This is a genomic window from Saccharopolyspora antiqui, assembly GCF_052246905.1.
Lineage (GTDB): Bacteria > Actinomycetota > Actinomycetes > Mycobacteriales > Pseudonocardiaceae > Saccharopolyspora.
Genome location: NZ_JBQQBO010000017.1, coordinates 50,272 through 74,604, shown reverse-complemented (window position 1 = coordinate 74,604; position 24,333 = coordinate 50,272). Strand labels below are relative to the sequence as shown.

Below are 24,333 nucleotides of genomic sequence, written 5' to 3'. Positions count from 1 at the left end.
CAGCTGGCGCTGTGACCAGGTGTGTTGTTCGCAATCGTGCGTGGCGATGGCGCATCGACGGTAGCCTCAGGTGCTGTCGGTCACGGGCGGTTTCAGTTTCGTCTGTTGCGCCTGTCTCTGCGAGCGAGAGGTTTTGCTGTTCAGGTCAGGGGTGTGTCTGGCCTCAGTTCGTGATCGGTGATGCGGCTTTCGGTGAGGTAGAGCTGGCGGAAGAGTGCTTGGTTGAGCGGCCTGCGCTGGACGTCGGTGCAACCCGATAGAACCTGGACCAGGTCAAGGAACCGACAGGGCCAGGGCCGCGCGGCAGACATGTCGGCCGTAGCTCGTCAACCGGCCAGACGGCATTGGGATCGACCGTCAAGGTAGAGAATTCAGACGACACACCTGTGAGAACGGGCGTCCTGCCCTGGAGGGAGAGGTCGGCAGGTATGAAGTTCAGGCGGAGGAACTCCGAGGCGCTCGCCGACCTGGTCTGCGGAAATCTCGGCTCGCACGACCCAGACCCTGGGGTGGAGCCGAAGTACTTCCCGTACCGGTCAAGCGGCTCGGATGCCTAATGTTGGTGAGCGTAGCGAGGAGACCAGATTTCGGCAGGCTCGCAGTGTCCACAGTAGGGGGTTCTGTGAGGTAGTGGTTGTGGACCCGGCGTCGCCGGCAGTGGTGCGTGAGGTGAGGGTGTTCTGGACGCGGCTGAAGAGGGCGTTGTCGATGGGTGGTGGGTGTCGGCCGAGGATTTTCTCGCCTCGGTAGGTGATGTAGACGAGGTCGTAGGGGCGCGCAGCATGGGGCGCAACAAGATCAGTTATGGCCGCAACGCCTCAAGACACGATCATTCCCTTATTTCCGGTGTTTGCCGCGCGGTAGCACGGACTGTGTTTATACGATGGCAGGGTGAGACGAACACGGTTCGCATTCCAGACGCAATCGTTGCGGTCCACTAGCTCTGCTTCCTCGTTGCCCTGGTTGGCGAGGCTGGTCACGTTGCTGCGCGTGAGTGCGGATGGGGTAGTGGCGCAGGCCAAGACTGATGCCGAGAAGCGCGCGATGCTCGGTGGGGCGGACGACGGGGATCTGCTGCTGGTTGCGTGGCCTGGTGAGTGGAGCCAGGACGTATTCGTTGTCGATGACGTAAGCGCTGCCCGTGTCGCTCTGGGACTCCCGCGCCATCGGGTGGTGCCCGAGCCACAAGCCGGCCAGCCACGTCCCGTGCCAGCCGGTCACGAGATGTCGGTGCGACCGGCTGATTTGTGGAGTTGCTTGGCTGGCTTGCCGGAGTTGCCGGTGGAGGGCCAATTTCAGATCGCCGGGAAGTTCGCGGGACACTGGACGCCCGAGGTTGCCAGTGCGTTGCTTCGCAGGCCGGATCTGGACTCGCGGGCACGGCAGCGGCTGATCGCGGATGCATCGCGGTGGGTTGCCCCCGTCTTGATTTCAGACGAGTCTTGCTCCGCGTCGGAGGTGCTGGAACTCCATGACCGGTTCTCCGACTCCGCCGAGGTGCTTCAGGCCGCGTTGTGCCGCGCGGATACCAAGCCGGCAGCCCAGCAGAAATTGATGACGTTGCCGTACGTCGATGCTGCGCGGCTGTGGCTGGACAGTCGCGCCTGGTCGACTCCCAAACGGCCGGAGCTGGCGTCCGCGATACTCGCCGTCGTGCTGGATTCCGAACCAGTGAAGCCTCTGGCTCACGTCGGCTATGGATCGGACCGGTATGAGCGGTCTGCATTGGTACGATCGTTGGCTGACGATCTGTCCGCCGAGCAGCGCCTGGAATTGTTGCGGAACCCGCAGTACGGCGCCCTGGTGCAACAGGCATTTCTCGCGGGAGACGAACTCCCGGACGACGAACTGATCGAATGCCTGCCCGAGATCACGAAACCGCACAGCGCCACTTCGCCGGACTCGGTACCGGCGCTTGTCCAGTACGTGCAACGGTTTCCTCAACTAATCGGGACGGCCGGCGATCAGGTGCGCGCTGCTGCGGCGTGGCTGGTTGCCGATGGCTGGTCCCCTATACAGGCCGCCGCACGAGATGACCAATGGGACGCGCTGGTCACGCTGGCACGCATCGCCGATGCCCCGGAGCCGATCGACGCGCTGGTGCGAGCTGCTGTCTTCGATCGTGATCGCCCAGCTCACACCTCCCCGACGCCGCGATGGCGCGAGCCGCGTCGCTACGAACTCGTCGACCTGCTGCTGAATAACCCCGCGATATCCGAGGAGCAGATCCGTTATCTCCTTGAGCGGCTGTCCAGCCAGCACGTCGAGGAGATCCAGTACACGGCGCGCAAGCGCAGCCGGATAAGCCGACTGTGCTCCGAGGTCTTGCGCGCTCGACACCCCGAGACCGAGGCTTCCGCCTACGCTGCATCGGCACTATCCCCGGCACCGTTGCCCACCGACGAGGAACTGTCTGGTGCGCCCGATCCCACCGCGGTGCTCCGCAACCTGCTGCGTGACCGCGGGCAGCACCGGCGCGCCATCGTGGATCATGCGCTGAACTCGATCTACATGACCGACGAACTCGCCTGGCGGCTGCCGGTTCAGGAACTCGAACGGCATCCGGTGTACGGGCCCCGGCTGGCGGCCGAGATCACCGAAATCTGCGGTAATTCACCCAGCCGCTGGCAGGTCTTCGCCGATTCCTGGGCCCGGCCGACTCAGCTTCTCGCTACCACCCTGTTTAAGCGACTGAAAGCAGCCGACACGTAACCCGGTGCCGTCCGGGGGCCAGGGTTGCCGACCCCAGTATCGGCGTCGGTCGCGGATTTTCTGCTGGTTTCCGGCTCTGCGTGCCCCTGTTGGGGCTCCCTCCCCGTGGGCTATGGGCGAGCGTCGTGCCATTGGTGATAGGCGATACGGCCGTCCATGAGGCAGAGCTTGTGGAAGAGGGTGTGGTTGAGCAGGCGCCGTTGATGCTCGCTGCTGTGCCGGTAGAGCTAGCCGAGGGTTTTGAAACTGGTGAGGCCGACGTCTGTTGAGTCATCGCGGCGGCGCGGCGCGGTGAGGCGGTCTCGTAGGCCGGTCAGGGAGGCGTTGCCGAGTCGCAGGGTTTGGTAGTGGTGTTCGACGGCGTGTTCGGCGGTGTGGGTAGGGATGTAGCGGGAGGGGCAGGTACCGGAGTGCCGGTTGAGACAGAAGAAGTACGTGTAGGTCACACCGCGCCAGTCGGTGGTGTGTTGCAGGATTAGGTGGCTGGTACGGCTGACGCGATGACAGTGTCCACAGTAGAGGGTTCCTTTTGAGGTAGTGGTGGTAGGGCCGGTGGCGTGTGTTGGTGGCGGTGCGAGCGCGCAGGATGTGCTGGACTTCGGCGAACAACTCGGTGTCGGTAATTAGTGGCGGGTGGCGGCCGGCGAGTTCTTCTCCCTTGTAGGTGACGTAGCCGATGTAGTAGCGGTCGCGGAGCATCTGCGAGAGCTTGTTGATTGAGATCTTTGTGGCGGGGGTGCCGTGCGGTGGGGCGGGTGTGTAGGCCGCGGTCGTGGAGCTCGTCGGCGAGGGTGTAGCCGCCGGTGGCGAACAGTTCGAAGCCGAGCCGGACGAAGGGTGCGCGGTCGGGGTCGACGACGATGGTGCGGATGTCGCGGCCGTTGCTGCGGTCAGTGTGATTGAGGTAGCCGAGTTTGGCGCGTCCGATGGTGCCGCCGTTGCGGGCTTTCTGGCCCACCTTGTAGGCGATGTCGGCGCCGGACTCGCGGGATTGGTACTCGTTGACGGTCGCCAGGATGCCGTGGACGAGTTGCCCGACGAGGGAGTCGTCGATTGATTCGGTGGCGGAGACGAGGGTGACGCCGTGCTGGCGGAGGTCGGCCATGACGAGGGCGTCGTCGAGCCGGTTGCGTGCCATGCGTGAGAGTTTGTAGACGATCACGTAGTCGATGTCGCGTGCGCGGCGGATACGGGCGAGCATGTGCTGGAAGGCGAAACACTTGGACATCTCCTTTGCGGAGCGCCCCGGTTCGATGTATTCGTCCACAATGGTCAATCCGAGTTGTTCGGCTTTGCTGCGGCACGCGTTGCGCTGGGCCGGAATCGAGATGCCTTCCGGCTCGTAGTCCCGCTTGACCCGGGTCGTCGAGGAGACCCGCAGGTAGATCACCTCCCTGGAACCGAGTAAGGCCGGGATCGGATGCCCATGCGCAGCAGGAAAAGTGAGTCCGGCGTTTCGTTGGTCATGCGGATCGGGATGCACGTTGGTCAAGGACGCCCTCCTCACGTGTTTCACGCCTGGTGCGGCTGCCGTGTCTGGAGCCGTTGGCGAGCGTAGGTCTACTGCCGGGACGTCCTAGCCAGAGATCCGTGATGTGCCTGGGGTCTTACACCGATTCAGTTGGTGTTTGTTTTGCGCGTCTGTGCTCGCCTCTGGCCGCCATTGGTGGCCGGAGGCGCACAGAAAAATCAACACGCCGCGACCAGCGAGGGACGTCGCCAGCGCTGTGCCAGACGCTCCAGCAGCGGTGATCCGGGCCTGCTCACCGACCAGCGATTCGACTTCCGCCGTTGGGGTCGTTGGCTGGTGACGACGCTCGGGAGACTGCCCGCGATGCCGAACGTCGACGCGATCACGTTGCGGACCGTGGCGTCGGCGTTCAGGTTCGACTCGACGTGGATGTGCGGATCGCTGTCGCCCACCCGTCCTCCCGCATCGATCATCCAGAACCCCGTGGGTGAACTTCCTCGTTCTTACCGGGACAACCGCTCGCCAGGGCGGGTCAGACGACTTCGCCGCCGACCCCGGAGCGGCCTGGTAGGACTCCGACGAGGTGTACCGCAACGTTTTTTCGCAGCTGTTCGCCGAAGACCTCGACCACCGCATCGGTGATGTTGCTGATCAGCACCGCCGGGTCGAACCGGGTCAGCCCCGCTTCGCGCATGTTCAGGGTGACGGCGGCGGCTTCCGCTTCGGCCGGGGCGCCACCGGAACCCCAACGGTGGCGGGGGATGCCGAACAGTTCCACGACCACGAGCGGGCGGAAGTCTTCCCCGTAGACCTTGGTCGCGGCGTCGGTCAGCGCCTGGATGATCTTCGGCTCAGTGGTTCCGTCGAGCGCCTCTTCGAACAGTTTCACGGTGAAGTGCGGCATCGTTCGGCCCTTCGATCGGTCGGTAGCATCAACGGTAAAGATGCTTTGCTTTGCAAGCAAAGTCTCTTTGACTGCAAAGCTATATGTGGATGTGGTGGATGTCAACGAAGCACCCCGATCCAGGTGTCGACGACGCGATCCGAGCACTGCTGCTGCTGATGCCTCGGCTGGTCGGACGCGCGAAACGGCTGCGGATCCCCGACGAACTCCAGTCACTGGCGCTGGCGCCCCGGCACCTCTCGCTGCTGTCCTACCTGCTCTTCGACGGGCCGATGACGGTGAACGAACTCGCCACCCGGCTGGAAGTCGCGCCGACGACCGTGAGCCTGATGGTCAGCGAGCTCAGCCGCAAAGGCGTCCTGGAGCGGCGGGAGGACGACGCCGACCGGCGCCGCCGGATCGTCAGCATCACCGAGGAGAAGCTGCCCGCGATCGACAGCTGGCTGGCCCGCGGCGCCACGGCCTGGCGCACGGCCCTCGAACCGCTGACACCAGACCAGCGGCGCATGTTCATCGACACCCTGCACGCCTACGAACTCGGGGTCGCCGACGACCAGCCGTAATGAGGGCGTCGCGCGGTGGCGCGGAACCCGTGAGAAGAAGATCTGTCCGAAGGTAGACGACTTCACCCCAGCTGGGCAGCCAGGCTTGGCGCATGAGAACGAAGATCGCGAGTTTGCTCGGCGCCATCGGCGTGCTCGGTGCGGTGGTGGCAGGGTCGGCTTCGGCGCAGCCGCTGGAGGTCGTCGATTCCGTTGCCTGGCAGGACTGCTTCGAGGGCCTGAAGTGCGGTGAGATCACCGTGCCCGCGGATTGGACGCATCCCCGAGGGGACCAGATCAAGGTCGGTTTAGGGAAATTGCCCGCCCGTGATCAGGCGAGCAAGGTCGGCACCCTAGTGGTCAATCCCGGTGGGCCGAACCCGGTGCTCTTCGCCCTGCCGACCTTGCAACCTCGGCTGGCCGAGCTGACCCAGTGGTTCGACGTGGTGGTCTTCGACCCGCGCGGGATGGGCAACAGCAGCGGCGTCACGTGCCCGCAACCGCCACCGGCCGGAACCGAACTGCCGCCGCCGGATCGCGCCGCGTTCGCCGAGTACGCGATGGCGAACCGCGGCTTCGCCGAGGCGTGCGCACCGGCGCTGGGTCCGCTGCGGGGCACCCTCAACTCCTGGCAGGTGGCCCACGACATGGACGCGATCCGGGCGGCGTTGGGCGAGCGAAAGCTCAACTACTTCGGCAATTCCTACGGGGGCACCTACGGCCAGGCCTACGCCGAGTTGTTCAGCCGGAACGTCGGGCGGATGTACCTGGACAGCGTCGGCGAGCACGTCAGTCGCGAGTTCTACGACTGGGTCGCCCCCAAAGCGGCGACGCTGGAGCACAACCTGCACCGGTTCGCCGACTGGTGCGCGCGAGAGCCCAGTTGCGCGTTGACCGGTCAGGACGTGCTGGGGACCTGGGACCGGGTGATCGCCAAGGCCGAACGGGACCCTATTCCGGCTCCCGGCGCTGGCCCCGGTGTCACCGTCAGCGCTGAGCAGATCGTAGGTTCGGCGGATGTGCGCCAGGAAACCCGCTGGCCCGCCCTGGCCACCGCGCTGGCCGATGCCGACGCGGGCGACGCCTCCGCGTTCGCGCCGCCATCGGCGCTGCCTCCGCTGCCAGATGTGCCCGGTGCTGCGCTGATGGGGCTGGCGACCTGCGCCGACTTTCCCTACGACACCGGCTACGACGAGATGAAGCGCGTCGAGGCCCGGCTGCGCGCCGAGGTGGCGCCGCGGTTGGGCTGGGGACTGGCCTGGACGACCATGGGCCGGTGCGCGGGACTGCCGAGGGTGGGGACGTTCCAACCGCATCCGATCGAGGCGCCGGGCTTGCCGCCGGTCCTGATCGCCAACGGCAGCTACGACGGCGGTGCGCCGCCGGAGCACGGTCGATTGGTGGCCAGGCAGTTGCCCGGCGCTCGGTACCTGCCCACCGAGGGCAACCACGCGTTGTACCTGAGCGGGAACCGGTGCCTCCACGAGCACGTGCACCGCTACCTGACCACTGGCGAGCTGCCACCGTCAAACGCCAGCTGTCCGGCCGCGTGATCAGCTACAACAGTGGGATGCACCTGCGATTGCCCGCAGCGGGAAGCGGCTCCACCGCGTTGCCCGTTCACCTCTGGCGCCGCGCTGGTACTGCTCGGGATGCGGTGCTCGCTGCCGCGGTGGTGTTCGGCGCCGCCGTGTGGCAGGGAGCACCGGCATCGCCGCTCGTGATCGCCGCGCTGAGCATCGGGGTGGCCGCGCCGCTGGCGTTGCGGCGCAGGCTGCCGCTGATCGCCGCGATCGTCTCGGCCGCGGTCGTCCTGTGTGGAGCTTCCGTATCGGGTTGGTCCGGGAAGCTGGTGGCGATGGCGGCTTTCTGCTCGGCCGCCTACTACTGCTCGCAGCGCGTCGCGCTGGTGTTCGCGGCATCCGTGGGCTGGCTGCTGATGTACGCGCTGGTGTCGCCCGCCGGGCCGCTGGACACCGCGTTGTTCGGTGAGGCGGTCATCACCGGGATCGCGCCCGGGGCGGTCGGCTACGCGATGCGGTTGCACCGAGATCGCGCCGAGCAGGCCGCCCGGCTGCACCAGGCGCAGGCGAGCCGGGTGGTGGCCGAGGGGCGCAGTCGGATCGCCCGCGAGGTCCACGACGCGGTAGGCCACCACCTGACCGCGATCCGGCTGCAGGTCGGTGCCGCGACATATGCGCTGAACGACATCCCGCCTGCCGTTGGTGCGGCTTTCGACACGATCGACGAACTGGCGGCGACCGCGCTGGGTGAGGTCCGCGAGCTGCTTGAGGCGCTGCGCGAAGAGGACACCTCCAGCGGCTCCACCCTGGCCGATGTCGCCGCGCTGGCCGATCGACTGAGCACATCGGACTGTCCGATCACCGTGACCCGGCACGGGACGATCATCGCCTTGCCGCCGCTGGTCGAGCACGGCGGCTACCGGTTGGTCCAGGAAGCGTTGACCAACGCCGTTCGGCACGCCGACGCGGGCGAGATCAGGGTGGCCATCCGGTACGAGCCCGGTGCGGTCACCGTCGCGGTCTGCGACGACGGCCCGTCGCGCGATCCAGTCGCCGAGGGACACGGCATTCGGGGCATGCGAGAACGCGTCCACCTGCTCGGCGGCACCCTGCTGATCGCACCTCGCCAGCCGCATGGCTGGCTGGTGCGGGCCACCCTCCCGACCGAGAGGACGACGCGGTGACGATTCGCGTGCTGATCGCCGATGACCAGGCCGCGGTGCGGTCCGCGCTGCGACTTGTCCTCGACACCACGCCGGGCATGCGGGTGGTTGGCGAGGCCGCCGACGGCGCCGACGCCATCCGGCAGGCTCGGTCCCGGCGCCCGGACGTCGCGGTGATCGACATCCGGATGCCGAAGCTGGACGGGATCGCCGTCATCCGGACGCTCACCGGTCCGGATGCCCCGCACGTCCCGGCGATCATTGCGTTGACCACCTTCGACCTGGACGAGTACCTGTTCGAGGCGTTGCGGGTCGGCGCCACCGGATTCCTGCTCAAGGACAACAGACCGCAACTGCTCGTCGATGCCGTGCACGCCGCCGCCCGCGGTCACGGGCTGATCGATCCGCAGGTCACCGGCCGGTTGGTCCGCCGCTTCGCGACGCTGTCCCCGCGGCCCGCCAGCCCGGAACTCGCGCGGCTCACCACCCGCGAACGGGAAGTGCTGCTGCAGGTAGCGCGGGGGTTGAGCAACGGCGAGATCGCCCGGGCGCTTTGGATCGAAGAAGGCACCGTCAAAACGCACGTCGCGCGAATCCTCACCAAGCTCCGCCTGCGCACCCGCGTGCACGCGGTCATCTACGCCCACGAACACGGGCTCACGCTGTCGTCGGGCCGGTGATCCGCGCTCAGCGGGGTTGGGCCAGGGCTGCTGGAGGAGTGTTCCCGGCGGTGGCGCCTTCGGCGAACTGCGGGGTCACGGTGAAGACGAACTCGTACGCACCGTCGGCGGCGAGGCCGTCCAGGACGTAGGACTCGCCGATCCGAATCCCGTTGCGCATCAACAGTTCCTGGTGCACCGGGAACGACGTGCCGTCCTCGTTGACCGGGTTGCCGAGCACCTCCAGCGCCCAGGTGTCGCTGCCGACGAGCGCGGGCCGGAACTGCGCCAGCCAGCGGGCCTCCCGCAGGTAGATGCCGGGCATGCCAGCGGTGGCCTCCCAGCGTTCGATGTCGGCCGGATCCCGGCGGGCCAGCAACTGGTTCCACCCGGTGCGCACCAGGACCACGTCGCCGGGCTCGATGCCGTCGACGTCGGCGAACTCCAGCGCTTCCCGCAGGTCTTCGACGGTGATCCGGTAGTCCTCCCGCAGCAGCGGTCGGCCGTTGCTCGCCGGTTCGGCCAGGTCGTCGGTCGCGCCACCCGCCAGCTTCACGCCCAGGACGTCCAGCAGCACGCCCCTGGTCACCACCGGGCCCACGTTCTCGTTGCCCAGCCTGGTGGTTCCGTGCCCGCGGGCGATGTCGGGGCCGCGCAAGCCGTTGTAGAAGTACTCGGCGGCACCGATGTGGTTGAGACCGTCGGTTTGCGTGCCGATCTGGTAGGTCGTGGCCAGCGGCTCCGGGTGCTTCGGGTACTGGTGCCCGACGAACCGCTCCTCGTGCCAGCTGAGCTTGCCCGGCCCCAACGGCTCGGTGGACATCACCACGCCGCCTTCGGCCTGGAACTCAGGTGGCGGCACATAGCCGTACACGGTGAGCCGCTGGTCGTAGGTGCGCGGCGGATCGGCTTGGAAGGCTGGGAAGCCGTTCCACATCAGCTCGCCCAGGTTGTAGGTGTGCACCCCGCGCCGGGCGTCGAGCAGCGCCAGGGCGGCGGCGGTCTTCTCGGGCGTGACCTCGTTCAACGCGCCCCGCTGGTCATCGGCCCCGTAGCGGCTGGGCGCCCAGTCCGACAGGTTCGCGGGATCGGCGTAGTCGAACGGCGTGTCGTCGAAGCGATCACCGGGAACGGCAGGGCCGGTGGGTGTTGCGGCGTGCGCGCCGCCGACACCGGCCCAGGCGGCAGCCCCGATCGCGCTGGCTGCACCGGTGATGCGGATGGCGCCGCGCCGGTCGACGCGTCGTTTGGCGAGGTAGTTGCGCAGCAGGTCCGGGTTCATCGCGGGGTCCCTTCGGTGCATTCGTGCAGCGGTGGACGATCGCAGCGCTCATCACCGGTGAGCGCGGCCGGAATTCGATGAACAGTACTGTTTCCTGGTATCGGTGTACCGGAATCGGACGGGGATCCGGCAGCATAATGGCTCGAACGAGCGCCCGGCGAGGGCCGAACGAGCCGCGGCGGCACTTTATCGATCTGCTCGCAAGCTTTCGCCCGGTTCCCTTGCTTTCCGCGCCACCTCGGCCGATCCTCTCTTGCACCGTGACGTCGAAACCCAGCAGGAGGCCCGGGCCGAGCGCTTCCGGGGCTCCGCCAAGCAGCAACGGAGCTGCCCGTGACGACCGAAACCGGCACCCAACCCAGCCCTCCCGCCAACATCCGCACGGTCGCGTGGGCGACCATGGTCGGTACCGCGATCGAGTGGTACGACTTCTTCATCTACGGCACCGCCGCCGCGCTGGTGTTCAACACGCTGTTCTTCCCGACCAGCGCCTCACCGCTGATCGGCACCCTGCTGGCGTTCAGCACCTATGCGGTCGGTTTCGCGTTCCGGCCGATCGGCGGCATCGTCTTCGCGCACTACGGCGACAAGATCGGTCGCAAGTCGATGCTGGTGCTGTCGCTTTCGCTGATGGGCGCCGCGACGTTCCTGATCGGTCTGCTGCCGTCCTTCCAGAGCATCGGGATCGCCGCGCCGATCCTGCTGGTGCTGCTGCGCATGATCCAGGGGATCGGCGTCGGTGGCGAATGGGGTGCCGCCGCGCTGATGGCCGTGGAACACGCACCGCCGCACCGGCGCGGTTTCTACGGCAGCTGGCCGCAGATGGGCGTGCCAGCCGGGATGTTGATCGCGAACGTGGCGTTCATCGTGCTGTCGTCCAACATGGACGAATCGGCTTTCGTCTCGTGGGGATGGCGGGTGCCGTTCCTGGCCTCGATCGTGCTCATCGTGGTGGGCCTGGTGATCCGGTTGCGCGTCACCGAATCCCCGGTCTTCCAGGATTTGCAGCGGACCGGCACGATCGAGCGGCAACCGATCATCGCGGTGCTGCGCAGACAACCCAAGAACGTGCTGCGCGCCGCCGGGATCCGGTTCGCCGAGAACAGCACGTTCTACATCCACACGACTTTCATCCTGACCTACGGCACGACGGTGGTCGGGCTCGGCCGCGACGATCTGCTGCTCGGGGTCATCATCACCTCGGTGCTGGGGTTGTTCAGCCTGCCCGCCTGGGGCGCGGTGTCCGACCGGTTCGGCCGTCGACGGGTGGTGCTGTTCGGCTCGTCGCTGATGGCGTTGTTGAGCTGGCCGTTCTTCTGGTCGCTGAACTCCGGCTACCTGCCGCTGATCTACCTGACCCTGGTGGTGTGCATCAACGTCGCCAACAGCGCGATCTACGGTCCGCAGCCCGCCTACTACTGCGAGCTGTTCGAGCCCGAGGTGCGATACAGCGGTGCTTCCCTCGGCCAGCAGCTGGCGGCGGTGTTCGCTGGCGGGCTGTCGCCGCTGATCGCCACCGCGCTGCTGGCGGCGACCGGCGGCTACGGCGCCATCGCGATCTACATGACCGCGATGGCGCTGATCACCGTGGTCGCCGCGTTGCTGAGCCCGGACCCGTACCTCCGGCAGCGGTTGGACCGGATCTCGGAGCAGACGGGTCCCTGACCGCTCCGGCAGTCGTGGGCGTTGCGGTTCGGAGCATCGCGCGGATCGTGACCTGTGCTATGCCAACCGGGTCTCGGCTCGGTGTTGTGCTGGCAGAGTTTTCGTCTGCTGCCGGTGGATTTGGCGGCGGCGGCCGATCAGGCGGGTGATCAGGACGATCAGCTGGCACAGCGGGGACGGGAAGCCGAGGACGATGCCGGTTGCGATGTCGATCAGCGGCGCGGCGACCGCCGCGGCGAAGACCCAGTTCGGGGCGGTCGGCAGTTTCGGCTTTGCCGCCCAAGGAGTTCGGCGCCAGGGCTTGGCGATCGACAGCCACGCCTGGAAGGCGATCGCGGACGCCATCAACGCGGTGCCGAGCAGCTGCGACAGCGGCGGAGTCGGCAATCCCGCCTCAGCCGCCTCGACCGAGCTCTGCAACGCGTCGGACAGGATGAAGATCCCGGCGTAGAGCTGGACGATGGTGATCGCGAACTTCGCCAGTACCCACCAGTTCCGGAAGAAGCCCCAGGCCGTGGATGCCGCGAGCATGAAACCGGTGAACGCGGCGGCGTTGGCGAACGGGGCGAGCAGGCGCATGTCGACGACGTGCGCCATCGACGTCGCGCTGATCCGCACCGCCGGGTCGTCGCTGGCGGCGCTCACGGCCAGCAGGGTGAACAGCACCAGTGCCTGGGCCATCCAGCCCACCGAGGTGATCACGTGCAGCCACACCACGGCCTGCCGCCAGCGCTGCGAGGTTCCCTTCGCCATGGATGCCAGGCTGCTTGGCGCACCGATGGCGCAGCATCCGGTGAGTTCCCGGAGGCAACCCTGATCCGCGGCCCGGAGACCGGGTCCGGGACGCCGCGCCGACCGGGATTTTCACTCCCGAGGCAGCAGGCGCACCGCGGCGATCAGGCCGATGGTCGCCACCGCCGCCACGGTGATCGCGTAGGCGTTGGCCGTCCAGCTCAGGCCGACCTGGGTGACCGCCACACCGGCCGCCACCGCGGGGAGGCTGAAGGCCGAGTAGTTGACCGTGTAGACCGTCGCGAACAGCGCCGCGCGTCGGTTCGGCTCGGCGAGCTGCGAGACGCTGCCGAACGCGCCCAGGAACGCGCCGCCGAAACCGAATCCGGTGATCACCGTGCTGACGAAGAACAGCGGCGCGGACGCCGTGGCCAGTGCGGCGAGCGTGCCGAGCAGTCCGACCAGCAGCGTCGGCGAGCCGGCGATGATCGCGGCGCGCGGGCGGAGGCGGCGGAACACGATCGAGCCGATCGCACTCGTGCCCATCAGGCAGCAGACCACGAGCCCGCCAACCAGGTGGTTGTTGATGCCCAGCAGTTCGATGGCCAGCGACGGGCCCAGCGACATGTAGAAGCCGGTCATGGACCAGGTGGTGATCAGGATCGGCACGACGGCCAGGAATCGGCCGCGCGCGTTGCCCGGCACGCGGACCTCGGGCCGCAGCGACGCCAGGGCGCCGGGGCGTTGCGGAGACGTCTCGGGCATCAGCGCGACACCGACGGCCGCTGCCGCGCACGCCGCGAGGAGCAGCACGTACACCAGAGTGGTCGGGGCGGGGGCGTACTCGACGAGCAGCCCCGAGCCGATCGCGCCCGCCCCGAGCCCGATGCCCGGGGTAGCGGTGTTGATCAGCGGAGCCAGTTTCGGGCGGAGGTCCACCAGGCAGGCGCTGGTCGCCCCGGTCGCCAGACCCGTTGCGAGTCCTTGCAGGATGCGCGCGGCCAGCAACCAGCCGCTGCCGTCGGCGGCGATGAACGCGAGCATCGCGACGGCCTGGACGGCGAGCGCGGCGAGCAGGGCCGGGCGGCGACCGATGTGGTCGGACAGGGCGCCGACGGTGACCAGGGCGGCGAGCAGGGCGATCGCGTAGACCGCGAAAACCACCGTCAGCGTGATCGCGGAGAACTGCCATTCGTCCTGGTAGACGGAGTACAGCGGGGAGGGGGCCGCGGCAGCGCACATGAAGGCGAGCAGCGTGGCGGTGAGCGTCCAGAACGCGGCGGTGCGCGACAAGCGCCGGGGTGGGGCTTCGATGCTCGCATTGGCCGCAGGCGTCGGCGGGGCAGACGTCACTAGTTCTCCTAAGCAATGATGATGCCTTGGGGACGCCATTCGACGACGAACAATTCCCGCGCCGGGGGAAGATCCCACATCGTGGTCGGCCGAAGCGGTGGTGTGCCGTCTGCCGTCACGGGCCGTCAGCTGGGGGAGACGCCGCGTGGCGGGGGTTCGTCGAAGGCGGCGAGGAAGGCCTGGACCGCCGGGCGGGTGTCGTTGGTGCGCCAGGCGATCGCGAGTTCCGCGGGGGTCAGTCCGGTGACCGGCCGGGTGGTGATGCCCGGGCGGCTGTAGAGCGCCGCGTTGCCCTCCGCGAGCAGCACCACGCCCAGCCCCGCCGCGATGGCCTCGAAGACCTCGTCGGCTGATCCGGCGACCGCGCCGATCACCGGGGCGCGGCCCGCTCGCGCATCGCTGGCCAACCAGAAGTCGCGCAGCTCGGCGGCCTCCGGGGGCAGTGCGATGAACGGTTCGTCGAGCAGCTCGTGAAAGGGGATTTCCGCCCGGTCGGCCAGCGGATGGTCCGCCGGCACGGCCACCACCCGCCGCTCGCGCCGCAACGTGCGGGTGCTGATGTCGCGCGGTCGCACCGGTCGCCAGACGAATGCGACATCGGAGCTGCCGTCGGCGAGTCCGGCGGTCGGATCCGTCCAGTCCACCAGCCGAAGCACCATCCGCCACTGCGGCAGCTGCTCGCCGAACCGGCGCATCGCCCGGCGTTGCAGGCCGCGGCCGACGGCGGTCTGCATGCCGACGACGAGTTCGCGCTGCTGCGCCGCTTCCCGCGCGGCCTGCTGGGCGCGTTCCCACGCGGCGAGCGTGGCCGCGGCTTCGGGCAGCAGCGCGGCACCCTGCGCGGTGAGCACCACGTCGCGGGACCGGCGCTCGAACAGGGCGAAACCCAGTTCGCGTTCGAGCACCCGGATCTGCTTCGACAGCGCGGGCTGGGAGACGAACAACCGCTGCGCGGCGCGGGTGAAGTGCAGTTCCTCGGCCACCGCGACGAAATAGCGCAGATGCCTCAGATGGATGTCCATGACCGATGGTTATCACGCCGAAGCACGCTGCGATGCCTTCGGGCCAGGTATCCGGCGCATCGGACCGCGCCCGTGGGACTCCTGGGAAGCCAGCGCCCGCCGCCGACGTCCTGGCAGCTGCCGGACGTCGGAACGAAGTGGGTGGCAGGGCGTTTGACGACCTCGACCTGGATGCCCTGCCAAGCCCCGTGGTGGATGACGACGATCCCGCGATCAAGCCAAGCCGAGATCATTCTGTTACGAGCCGTAAGGCCGTGTCGCGCTGTCGTAGCGGCTCAAAGGACCCGCGGAGTTCGCTACCGTGGAGTTCCGATCTTGTGGGGGTGCATTGGCTCGGGATCGCGACTCGGAACCGGACGGCGTGCTGAACAAGATGAGCGGCGACGTTCGGGGAAATTTCGTGCAGGCCGGTTCGATCCATGGTCCAGTGACTTTCCAAACGGCCGACCGCGTCACCGGGCCGGGATTGGGGTCAGTGGCTGCTCCCACGCAGCGCTTGGTGCACAGCGTGCATGGACGCGACGAGCTGGTCGCTGCGGTGACGGACTTGGTGCGGTCCGGCCGGAAGATCGCAGTGGTCCATGGCGCGGGAGGTTTGGGCAAGACCACGCTCGCACTGCGCGTTGTCGAGAACGTCGCCCACGACACCGAGGCGTGGTGGGTGGATGCGTCCTCGGAGGCCAGCCTGGGCGATGGTCTGCGTGAAGTCGCGTTGCGAGCCGGAGCGAGCCCGCAGGACGTGCGGGAAGCGTGGGAAGGTCGCGCCTCAGCTCCGGATTTGTTGTGGCGACAGGTGAATCAGCTCTCCAACCGGTGGTTGTTGGTCTTCGACAACGCCGACGACGCGTATCTGCTGGCCGCAAGCCAGTCAGTTGCGGATGGGACAGGCTGGCTGCGTGCGCCGACGGACAACGGCGGCGTACTGATCACAACCCGTGACGGAAACCCCAGCATGTGGGGAAAATCCGCGAGTACCTTCGCGGTCCGATCGCTGTCCAAACAGGACGGAGCGCGGATGCTGTTGGACCGTGCGCCCACGGCTGGCTCGGTCGAGCAGGCCGAAGGACTGGCCGACCGGCTGGGCGGACAGCCGCTAGCTTTGCACCTGGCGGGGCGGTATCTCGCGACTGCGACCGAGATTCCCCTGGTTCCTGGTCTGGACCTGCCGCCAACGGAGTTCGACGGCTACCGGAGAGCGCTTGATCATCGCTGGGCAGAGCTGACCGACGTGCCGGAAACCGTGGACCAGCGGCGCGATCGAGAGATACTGAGCCGGACATGGGAGTTGTCGCTAGACCTTTTGGCTGAACGTGGACAACCGGTGGCACGGCCGCTACTGCGGCTGCTGTCGTGTCTGGCACCAGCGCCAATCCCGCTCGAACTGCTCCGCGCCGAGACCCTGAGTCAGAACGCGCTCTTTGCGGACCTGAGTGCGCAGAAGCTCGCATTGGTGATCAAGGCCCTGGAATTGATAGGGCTCGTGGAGTTCACTGCGCTTTCTGATTCCGACAGCCAAGGGGTTCCAGTGCTCGTGCTGCACCCCGTGGTCCGCGAGACGAACCGCCACGGGCTACTTGTTGGGGAGCAAAGCCAAGACCATCTCGACCTCGCGGTAGCGTTGCTTGACGCGACTACCGCCTGCGTTGGCTGCAGTGATCCCACGACATGGCCCCGATGGCGGGCGCTGCTGCCTCATTGTGGCTTTGCTGCGGTGGCGTTGCGACATCGTGGTGGGTTGGGCAAGGTCGAGACCCAGTATCGCGCCATTCTCGAACGCCAGCGTCAAATCCTTGAAATCATGCGGGGACGTTGACGACGCGACAGAGCCCGGCGGAGCCATTTCGGCCTTGAGGTGCAGCGGAAATTCGACAGCAATGATAACCATTGGTTATCGCGCCATGTATTCGACATCGAGCCCGGACGCGCCGAGGATTGCTGGCATGACTGAAGCACTGCCAACCCGTTCCCTCGGCGAGCTGGACGTTCCGGCGATCGGTTTCGGCGCCATGGTCCTGTCGCCCGGCATGTACGGCGAGATCGACGACGACCGGGCGGTGCACGCGCTGCGGCACGCCGTCGACGCCGGGGCGACGTTCGTCGACACCAGCGACGGCTACGGCGCGGACGGCCACAACGAGCGCATCGTCGGCGAGGCCGTCCGCAACCGCCGCGACGAGGTCGTGATCGCCACCAAGTTCGGCTTCCGGGTCCCAGCGGGCGCCCAGCCGCACGAGTTCCCGGTGAACTACGCCTTCGGGGAGCTGGCGGTGAACGCCGAGCCGAAGTACGTCCGGGGCTACGCCGAACAAAGCCTGGCGAACCTCGGCACCGACCGCATCGACCTGTACTACCCGCACTTCCCGGACCCGGTCGTACCGATCGAGGACACCGTGGGTGCGGTCGCCGAATTGGTGCGGGACGGCCTGGTCCGCTACCTCGGTCTGTCCAATGTGGATTCCGATCAGCTGCGTCGGGCGCACGCCGTGCACCCGGTCGCCGCGGTGCAGACCCAGTGGTCGATGTGGCAGCCGATCGACGTCGAACTGCTCGCCACCGCGCGTGAACTCGGCGTGGGAATCGTCGCGTGGAGCCCGCTGGGCGGCGGTTTCCTCACCGGAACGGTGCGCGAGGTCGCCGAGGACGACTTCCGCCGCAACGTCCCGAGGTTCGACGCGGCGCACCTGGCCGCGAACAACGACCGGTACGCGCCGATCCGGTCGCTGGCCGCGGAACTGGGCATCACACCGGGCCAGCTCGCGCTGTCCTGGCTGCTGCACCAGGACCCGGCCGTGGTGCCGATTCCGGGCTCGCGGACGCCCGCGCACATCGTCGAGAACCTCGAAGCGGCCCGGATCGGCCTGCACGCCGACACGCTCGCCCGGGTCGACCAGGCGCTGCGCGAATTCGCACCACTGGGCACCGGCAGCCTCCGCTGAGCGGCGCTCGTGAGTGAAATCCGGGTTCTCACCCGCAACAACCACTCGCGAGCCCCCACAAGCTATCGCGGCTTCGCTCGGCGTGGGTGCCCACTGATTGAGTGGTGGGTGAAGGGCACCTTTTGCCAAGTAAGTTGGTAAGAGGTGCCCTTCACTCCGTTGCGCCCACTCGCGCACGTGGATCACGGCCGAGCGACTGTGGCTATCCAGAGGAAGTCGCGGGCTCGGGTTACCGCGACCAGGCGTTGCCGGTGCAGGGCTTCGCGTTCCTCGCGGTACCAGCCGGACAGCAGCGGTTCGGCGGGTAGGAACACGGTGCGGAACTCGGTCCCCTTGGCGCGGTGCACGGTGCCGACGTGGATCGGACCGGAGGTCCGCCCGTCCCAGCGCTCCAGCGGCCGCACCGCGAAACCCGCGCTGCGCAGCACGTTCTCCCAGTGCTCGGCCGCACTGTTGGTGCGGGTGAGCACCGCCGCGTCGGAGTCGTCGTCGAGCCGCCGGAGCGCGGATACCAGCGCCTCGTCCTGGTCCTCACCCCGCCACTCGACGACCCGCCCGCCGCGCAGCACCGGCAGCGCCGAGCGCAGCGCGACGGTCGGACCGCCGTCGAGGTCGTCGAACCGGTTGATGGCATCCAGCTCACCGGCCTGCTCGATGATCGCGGTCCGGTTCCGGTAGTTGCGCCGCAGGATCTCGCCGCGGCCGTGCAACGAGATCCCGGCCTCGGAAAGCCGCCAGCCACCGGCGTAGACCTGCTGCTGGCCGTCGCCGACGAGCAGCAACTGGTTCGGCCCGTCGCCGCTGATCGCGTGCACCAGCCGCAGCCCGATCAGGGTCAGGTCCTGGACCTCGTCGACGACCACCGCGGTGTACTGCCGGGGCAGCGGGCGGCGCTCCAGTTCCGCCAGCGCCCGCATGAGCACGTCGTTGTGGTCGAACGCGCCGCGTTCGGAGAGCTCGCGCTCGTACTCGCAATAGAACTGCCAGACGTGGGCCCGGAAATCCGACGGCAGGTTCGCGCCGCGGCCCTTGCGCGGCACCGCCCGATACCCCTCCAGCGACCGGATGCCACGGCCCTTGATCACCCGGTCGATCTCGTCCTTCCAGTAGCCGCGCGAAGTCCGGAAGTTCCGCAGCGGCGTGGTGAGCTCGGTGCGCTGCCACACCGCGTCGAAGGCCTGATCCACCTGCTGCTCGTCGACCTCGGCGGCCCGCCCGCGCCCGGCCAGGAAGTCCCGAGCCCAGGCGTGCAGGTGGGTGAACTCGATGCGCTGCGCGAGCTGCGGGGCCAGCGACCGGAACTGCTCCTCGGCGATCACCGGCAGATTGCGCAGATGCGTGGTGAACAGCAGTTTCCCGGTGGTCCGCCGCGCCAGGTAGGCCAACCGGTGCAGGGCCAGCACGGATTTGCCGGTGCCCGCCGGACCGGTGATCCGCGCCGGTCCCGAATAGTTGCGTCGCACCGCACCCAGCTGGGTGTCGTCCAGGAAGATCCGCCAGTCCCGGAACGGCCGGTCCAGCGAGCGTTCGACCCGGTCCTGGCGCAGGTCGCGGACCTCGAACAGCCCTGCCGGGCTGCCCGTCTGGCCGGGGCCGCGCTGCTGCGGAATGCGCTGCGGGTTCCACATGATCGGGGTCAGGTCGAAGGTGCGGCTGTCCAAGTGGCGGGCGATGGCGAGCGCGTCAGCGGCCGCCAGCACTTGCTCGCCGCGTCGCAGGATCCGGTCCAATTCGCCCTCGGCGATCGTGAGGTACTCGCCGCTGTGGCCCTTGCTGCCGCGGTAGTCGGCGGGATGCACCACGACCGTCCGGGCCACCGCTTCGGTCAGCAGTCCCGTTTCGGTCGCCGCACCGGCCAGCAGTTCCGCGGTCCACACGAACGCCGCCCGCGCGCTCTCCCAATCGGGTTCGGCGTCGCGCAACAGGATCACCAGCACCCCGAGCGGCCCGGTGAGCACCACGTCCGGGCGGTTGGCCGGGGTGTGCGGCGCGAACTGGTTGAGCAGCGGGTACCAGCCGTTGTCGTGCTCGACCGCGAGCCGCTGCAGCACCCGGTTCTGCCAGGTCGGCAACAACCGGTCGCGCAGCTCGGCCTCGGCTTCGCGGCGCAGCCGCTCCTGGCGGTGGTGGAAGGTCCCGGTCACGGCGCCTCCGTATCGTCTCGGACACCCGCACCGGTCGGCTCGTACGAGCGCAAGAGCCGAAATCGTCACTCATGACGCCTCCGGTGTCCGGGCGCGAAACCCGCCCGGTCGGCGGCACGGCCGCCGCGGGGTTGACCACGGTTCGAGCACGCTCGGTGTCGACATTAATGCGTTCCGTGGCATTTTCGACCGCCATCGCGGCGGATCACCTGGATGTCGCAGGAGGTGGTCAGCTGAGCTCTTCGGCCACCAGCCGGTCCAATGTGGACAACGGCAGGGCGCCGTGCCGCAGGATCATGTCGTGGCAGCGCCGGATGTCGAAGGCGGCGCCGAGGCGATCTCGGGCCGTTGCCCGGATCCGCTCGATCTCCAGCCGCCCCACCAGGTACGACAGCGCCTGACCGGGAAGTGCGATGTAGCGGTCGATCTCGGCGGCGGCCTCGACGCGTGACAGCGTGGTGCAGGTGAGCAGGTGGTCCAGCGCCCGCTGGCGGCTCCAGCCGAACTCGTGCAGGCCGGTGTCGACCACCAGCCGTGCCGCGCGCAGCAGGTCCTGCACGACCATGCCCAGCCGCGCGAGGTCGTCGGAGTACAGGCCCATCTCGTCGGCCAGCCGCTCGGTGTAGAGGCCCCAGCCCTCGCTGTAGGCGGTGATGCCGATCAACCTGCGCAGCATCGGCAGATCGGTGCGCTCCTGGGCGAGGCTGAACTGCAGGTGGTGGCCGGGCACCACCTCGTGGAACGCGATCACCTCGGAGGTGTAGCGCGGTCGCTGCTCGGCCTGCTCGGTGTTGGCGAAGTACACCCCGGGCCGCGAACCGTCCAACGCGGGTGACAGGTAGACCCCGATCGGCGTGGTGTCGGAGGCCGCGCCGGGCATCGGCCGCACCTCGCACGGTTGGCCGGGCAGCCGCCCGAACCACTGCGGCAACGCGGCTTCGGCCCGGGCGATCGCGCTGCGCGCGGAGCTCAGCAGCTCCTCGCCGTCGCGCCAGTACAGCGCCGGATCGGTTCGCAGGCGGTGCAGCACCGCATCCGGATCGCGTTCGCCCCACACCAACTCGCCGAGCTCGGCGATCTCGCCGCGCAACGCCGCGAGGTGCGCGAGCCCCGTCTCGTGCAGTTCCTGCGGAGTGTGGTCGGTGGTGAGCTGGCCGCGAACCAGCCGCCGGTAGATCTCGTGACCACCCGGAATCCAGCACAGGCCGGGCTGTTCGGCGGGGCGGGCGTGCGGGGCGATCTCGTCCGCGAGCACGTCCCGGTAGCGCCGCAATGCCGGATGCACCACGTCGCTCAACAGGCGCTTGCGGGCTCCGTGCAGCACCCGGTCGTGCAGGTCCGGGATCAGCAGCGGGTCGGCGTCCGGCGCCGCCAGGTAGTCGTCGAGGTGGCGGATGGCGTTGTCGACCAGCGGACGCACCGGCACCCGCCCGGCGGCGACTCCGATGCGGTGCCGCTGCGCCGCGGCCGTGGTGAACTCGGGGATCCGCCGCAGCCGCTGCAGGAAGTCCTCGGCCTGCAGCGGGTCCGCGATGGGCACCTGCCCGAGGTGGAACAGCAGGCCCGCGACCGGCGCGAACAGGTTCCCGATCACGGTGTACTCCGGCAACCGGGCGTCGAAGCGATCCACCATCGCCTGCGCCCGGTGCACCACCACCGCGATGGTCAGCCGCTGCTCCAGATCGGCGTGCGCGGTGTCCACCGCCATGGCGCGGATGCGGATGTCCTCGGCGCGTTCCCGCAACGCGTACTCGGCGTTGGCGGTGATGTCCGGCAGCCGGTCGTCGCGGTCCCGGTCACCGTAGAGCGTGGCGCTCACCGGGTCCGCGTCGAACAGCACGGCCAGCAGTTCATCAGCGAGTTGCGCGGACGTGCTCACAGCGTCCTATGTTGCCCCCACCCGCCCGATTTCGCGGCCGTTGCGCGTGAAGGATTCGCGGCGCTTTCCCAACTCGCGGACTACGCGTGCTGCGCCGAACGGGGCAGGGACAATGGGGGGCGTGGACCCGCTGCACGATCCCGACGACGAAGCCCTGCTCGACCCGAGGCAGGCCCGCGAGCTCGCCGGATTGGTCGAGACCGCACGGCTGGCCTCGGCCGCCGTGCGCTACGGGCTGCGTACCCAGGTCGGTGCGGCGACGGTCGTGCTCAACCAGGACAACCCGCTGCCCGCTGCCAATCACGCCTGCGCCCTGTGGGGAACGCTCGCGGAGGTCGCCGGAACCCTGCTGGAGCTGGAGCAGGTCTTCGCCGAGGCGGGCCGCTCGGAGGCCGTCGTCTACGCCTCGCCGACCACCGTCGCGGAGATCGAGGGCATCGCCGACGACGCGGGCTGGCGCGCGGTGGAGGAGATCGTGGCGATGTTGCACCGGGTTCGCCAAGATCCCCGAGGCGTGGCGCGCCCGGCCGAGGACCGCGACCTGCCCGCGATCGTCGAGCTCATCGCGGACGACGCCGGGCTCTCCGAGGCGGGCGAGCGGCGGCTGCTGCGCAACCTCGGACACCGCATCGACGAGCCGCGCTGCGTGCTGCGGGTGATCGACGACCGGGGCGCCGACCGCATCTCGGGGTTCGCGCTGGGCTTCGTCGAGCGCGGCGTCGGCCTGGTCGAGCAGGTGGTCGTGCGCGCGGGTCGGCGGCGCCGGGGTGTCGGCCGAGAGCTGGTCGCGGACGTCGTCGACGAGCTGGGCGAGCGCGGCGCGCTGCTCGTCGCGGCGCACTGCGAAGAGGGCGGCACCGCCGAGCGCTTCGCCGAGGCCTGCGGGTTCGAGGTGGTCTACGCGGTGACCTCCTACGCGCGCAACATCGACGACATGCTGTAACGGCGGCCCAGCCAGGACCAGCGGGCCGGGTTCACGCGAGAACACCTGCGCAACAGCTCCGCGGTGCGGTAACTCGATTGACCGCGCCGCAGCCGCATGCTTCCCTTAGTTCGCCTAAATAGCTTGGGAGGACAGGTGTCGAGCGACTCGGCGATGGCGGATGAGACCACCGAGGACTCGGGCACCGACTCCCTACCCCGCGAGATCTGGATCCTGGTCGCCAGCAGCTTCATCGTCGCAATCGGCATGGGCATCGTGGCGCCCGCGCTGCCGACCTTCGCGGCCAGCTTCGACGTCGGGGTCACCGCGGCGTCCTTCGTGATCAGCGCGTTCGCCATGATGCGGCTGTCCTTCGCACCGGTCAGCGGTCGACTGGTGTCGCGGTTCAGCGAGCGGTCGATCTACCTGTGGGGCATCAGCATCGTCGGTGCGAGCACCGGCGCCTGCGCGTTCGCCGATTCCTACTGGCAGCTGCTGGTCTTCCGCGCCCTCGGCGGTACCGGTTCGACGATGTTCACGGTGTCCTCGGTGGCGCTGCTGGTGCGCCTGGCCCCGCCGCACCTGCGCGGTCGCGCGTCCGGCGTGTGGGCGACGAGCTTCCTGCTCGGCAACATCTCCGGGCCGATCATCGGTGGATTCGTGGTCGGGTACTCGCTGCGCGTGCCGTTCATCAGCTACGGTATCTCGCTGTTCATCGCGACCTTCATCGGCTGGCTGCTGCTGCGCAAATCGAAGCTGGCAGCGCGGCAGCCGGACACCGGCACGCCGTCGATCACGGTTCGTCAAGCGCTGCACCACCGTTCTTACCGGGCTGCGCTGCTGTCGAACTTCAGCAACGGCTGGTCCGTTTTCGGCGTTCGGGTCGCGCTGGTCCCGCTGTTCGTCGTCGAGGTGCTGCGCGCCCCGCAGTCGATGGCCGGGGTCGCGCTGTCCGTGTTCGCCGCGGGCAACGCCGCGGTGCTGCTGCTGTCCGGCCGAATCGCCGATCGGCGCGGCCGTCGACCGATGGTCCTGCTCGGTCTCGCGGTCTCCGGTGCGGCCACCGCATCGCTGGGCTTCGCCGACTCGGTCCCGTGGTTCCTCGGGGCTTCGCTGATCGCGGGCATGGGCGCCGGGATCCTCAACCCCGCCCAGACCGCGGCCGTCGCCGACGTCATCGGCGGGAACGGCAAGGGCGGGTCGGTGCTGGCCGGGTTCCAGATGTCCGCCGACTTCGGCGCGATCGTCGGCCCGCTGATCGCCGGAGCGCTCGTCGACACGATCTCCTACCGGGCGGCGTTCGTGGTCACCGGACTCACCGCGGCGGTCGGTCTGCTGGCCTGGGTCGGCGCTCCCGAAACCCGCCCCACCAGGACGATCAACCTGCCCCGCCGACCAGAACCCCTCGACGAAGCAGCCTGATC

19 protein-coding genes and 2 pseudogenes are annotated in these 24,333 nt (G+C 68.5%); 10 read left to right on the top strand and 11 right to left on the bottom strand.

All coding sequences use genetic code 11. The features are described 5' to 3' along the window. Window positions 1-1,008 precede the first annotated feature (1,008 nt). The gene (locus ACTWQN_RS24975) at window positions 1,009-2,712 is read left to right on the top strand and encodes a hypothetical protein (protein ID WP_443205992.1); all 1,704 of its coding nucleotides are present in this window, start codon (window positions 1,009-1,011) and stop codon (window positions 2,710-2,712) included. A 227-nt stretch (window positions 2,713-2,939) separates the two neighbouring features. Here the strand turns inward: ACTWQN_RS24975 and ACTWQN_RS24970 are convergent, their stop codons facing one another. The 5 genes and pseudogenes from ACTWQN_RS24970 to ACTWQN_RS24950 all read right to left on the bottom strand — a co-directional run bounded on the left by ACTWQN_RS24970 (window position 2,940) and on the right by ACTWQN_RS24950 (window position 5,192). Next, the gene (locus ACTWQN_RS24970; protein WP_443206091.1) at window positions 2,940-3,185 is read right to left on the bottom strand and encodes a hypothetical protein; all 246 of its coding nucleotides are present in this window, start codon (window positions 3,183-3,185) and stop codon (window positions 2,940-2,942) included. 163 nt (window positions 3,186-3,348) lie between these two features. Continuing rightward, a pseudogene (locus ACTWQN_RS24965) lies at window positions 3,349-3,411 on the bottom strand (hypothetical protein); the annotation flags it as partial. Window positions 3,412-3,703: 292 nt separating this feature from the next. Then, window positions 3,704-4,102 (bottom strand): annotated as a pseudogene (locus ACTWQN_RS24960) (recombinase family protein); the annotation flags it as partial. 299 nt (window positions 4,103-4,401) lie between these two features. After that, window positions 4,402-4,635: a hypothetical protein gene (locus ACTWQN_RS24955; protein WP_443205991.1), complete on the bottom strand. Its 234-nt coding sequence runs from the start codon at window positions 4,633-4,635 to the stop codon at window positions 4,402-4,404. An 80-nt stretch (window positions 4,636-4,715) separates the two neighbouring features. After that, the gene (locus tag ACTWQN_RS24950; RefSeq protein ID WP_443205990.1) at window positions 4,716-5,192 is read right to left on the bottom strand and encodes a tautomerase family protein; all 477 of its coding nucleotides are present in this window, start codon (window positions 5,190-5,192) and stop codon (window positions 4,716-4,718) included. Between ACTWQN_RS24950 and ACTWQN_RS24945 the strand changes: the two genes are divergently transcribed. From ACTWQN_RS24945 to ACTWQN_RS24930, 4 genes are all read left to right on the top strand, one after another. Beyond that, window positions 5,186-5,650, top strand: a complete 465-nt coding sequence (locus tag ACTWQN_RS24945; RefSeq protein ID WP_443205989.1) for a MarR family winged helix-turn-helix transcriptional regulator — start codon at window positions 5,186-5,188, stop codon at window positions 5,648-5,650. The genes ACTWQN_RS24950 and ACTWQN_RS24945 overlap by 7 nt on opposite strands. Window positions 5,651-5,742: 92 nt before the next feature. Beyond that, window positions 5,743-7,182 carry an alpha/beta hydrolase gene (locus ACTWQN_RS24940; protein ID WP_443205988.1) on the top strand — a complete coding sequence of 480 codons (1,440 nt, stop codon included), beginning with the start codon at window positions 5,743-5,745 and terminating at the stop codon, window positions 7,180-7,182. A 17-nt stretch (window positions 7,183-7,199) separates the two neighbouring features. Further along, window positions 7,200-8,336: a sensor histidine kinase gene (locus ACTWQN_RS24935; protein WP_443205987.1), complete on the top strand. Its 1,137-nt coding sequence runs from the start codon at window positions 7,200-7,202 to the stop codon at window positions 8,334-8,336. Continuing rightward, window positions 8,333-8,995: a response regulator gene (locus ACTWQN_RS24930; RefSeq protein WP_443205986.1), complete on the top strand. Its 663-nt coding sequence runs from the start codon at window positions 8,333-8,335 to the stop codon at window positions 8,993-8,995. Before ACTWQN_RS24935 ends, ACTWQN_RS24930 begins: the two co-directional genes overlap by 4 nt. A gap of 7 nt (window positions 8,996-9,002) precedes the next feature. Here ACTWQN_RS24930 and ACTWQN_RS24925 read toward each other — a convergent pair whose 3' ends face one another. Then, window positions 9,003-10,256 carry a cyclase family protein gene (locus tag ACTWQN_RS24925; RefSeq protein WP_443205985.1) on the bottom strand — a complete coding sequence of 418 codons (1,254 nt, stop codon included), beginning with the start codon at window positions 10,254-10,256 and terminating at the stop codon, window positions 9,003-9,005. Window positions 10,257-10,589: 333 nt separating this feature from the next. On the opposite strand from ACTWQN_RS24925, the gene ACTWQN_RS24920 reads away from it, so the two are divergent. Continuing rightward, complete coding sequence (locus ACTWQN_RS24920; RefSeq protein ID WP_443205984.1) at window positions 10,590-11,921, top strand: MFS transporter; 1,332 nt, start codon at window positions 10,590-10,592, stop codon at window positions 11,919-11,921. 57 nt (window positions 11,922-11,978) lie between these two features. Here ACTWQN_RS24920 and ACTWQN_RS24915 read toward each other — a convergent pair whose 3' ends face one another. From ACTWQN_RS24915 to ACTWQN_RS24905, 3 genes are all read right to left on the bottom strand, one after another. Further along, entirely contained in the window at window positions 11,979-12,674 is a 696-nt protein-coding gene (locus tag ACTWQN_RS24915) for a hypothetical protein (protein ID WP_443205983.1), read from the bottom strand. A gap of 111 nt (window positions 12,675-12,785) precedes the next feature. Next, window positions 12,786-14,006 (bottom strand): MFS transporter, encoded by a 1,221-nt coding sequence (locus ACTWQN_RS24910; RefSeq protein ID WP_443205982.1) that lies wholly within the window; start codon window positions 14,004-14,006, stop codon window positions 12,786-12,788. Window positions 14,007-14,131: 125 nt separating this feature from the next. Beyond that, entirely contained in the window at window positions 14,132-15,028 is an 897-nt protein-coding gene (locus ACTWQN_RS24905) for a LysR substrate-binding domain-containing protein (RefSeq protein ID WP_443205981.1), read from the bottom strand. 361 nt (window positions 15,029-15,389) lie between these two features. Here ACTWQN_RS24905 and ACTWQN_RS24900 point away from each other — a divergent pair, with 361 nt between their 5' ends. Then, window positions 15,390-16,841 carry an NB-ARC domain-containing protein gene (locus ACTWQN_RS24900; protein ID WP_443205980.1) on the top strand — a complete coding sequence of 484 codons (1,452 nt, stop codon included), beginning with the start codon at window positions 15,390-15,392 and terminating at the stop codon, window positions 16,839-16,841. A gap of 127 nt (window positions 16,842-16,968) precedes the next feature. Then, complete coding sequence (locus ACTWQN_RS24895) at window positions 16,969-17,964, top strand: aldo/keto reductase (protein ID WP_443205979.1); 996 nt, start codon at window positions 16,969-16,971, stop codon at window positions 17,962-17,964. A 182-nt stretch (window positions 17,965-18,146) separates the two neighbouring features. Here ACTWQN_RS24895 and ACTWQN_RS24890 read toward each other — a convergent pair whose 3' ends face one another. Then, window positions 18,147-20,108: a UvrD-helicase domain-containing protein gene (locus ACTWQN_RS24890; protein WP_443205978.1), complete on the bottom strand. Its 1,962-nt coding sequence runs from the start codon at window positions 20,106-20,108 to the stop codon at window positions 18,147-18,149. Between the two features lie 229 nt (window positions 20,109-20,337). Next, the gene (locus tag ACTWQN_RS24885; RefSeq protein WP_443205977.1) at window positions 20,338-21,987 is read right to left on the bottom strand and encodes a DUF885 domain-containing protein; all 1,650 of its coding nucleotides are present in this window, start codon (window positions 21,985-21,987) and stop codon (window positions 20,338-20,340) included. A gap of 112 nt (window positions 21,988-22,099) precedes the next feature. On the opposite strand from ACTWQN_RS24885, the gene ACTWQN_RS24880 reads away from it, so the two are divergent. Further along, a complete protein-coding gene (locus ACTWQN_RS24880) occupies window positions 22,100-22,930 on the top strand; it encodes a GNAT family N-acetyltransferase (protein WP_443205976.1) in 831 nt (276 codons plus the stop codon). A 135-nt stretch (window positions 22,931-23,065) separates the two neighbouring features. Beyond that, window positions 23,066-24,331, top strand: coding sequence for an MFS transporter (locus tag ACTWQN_RS24875; RefSeq protein WP_443205975.1), 1,266 nt, complete (start codon window positions 23,066-23,068; stop codon window positions 24,329-24,331). The last annotated feature ends 2 nt before the right edge of the window (window positions 24,332-24,333 follow it).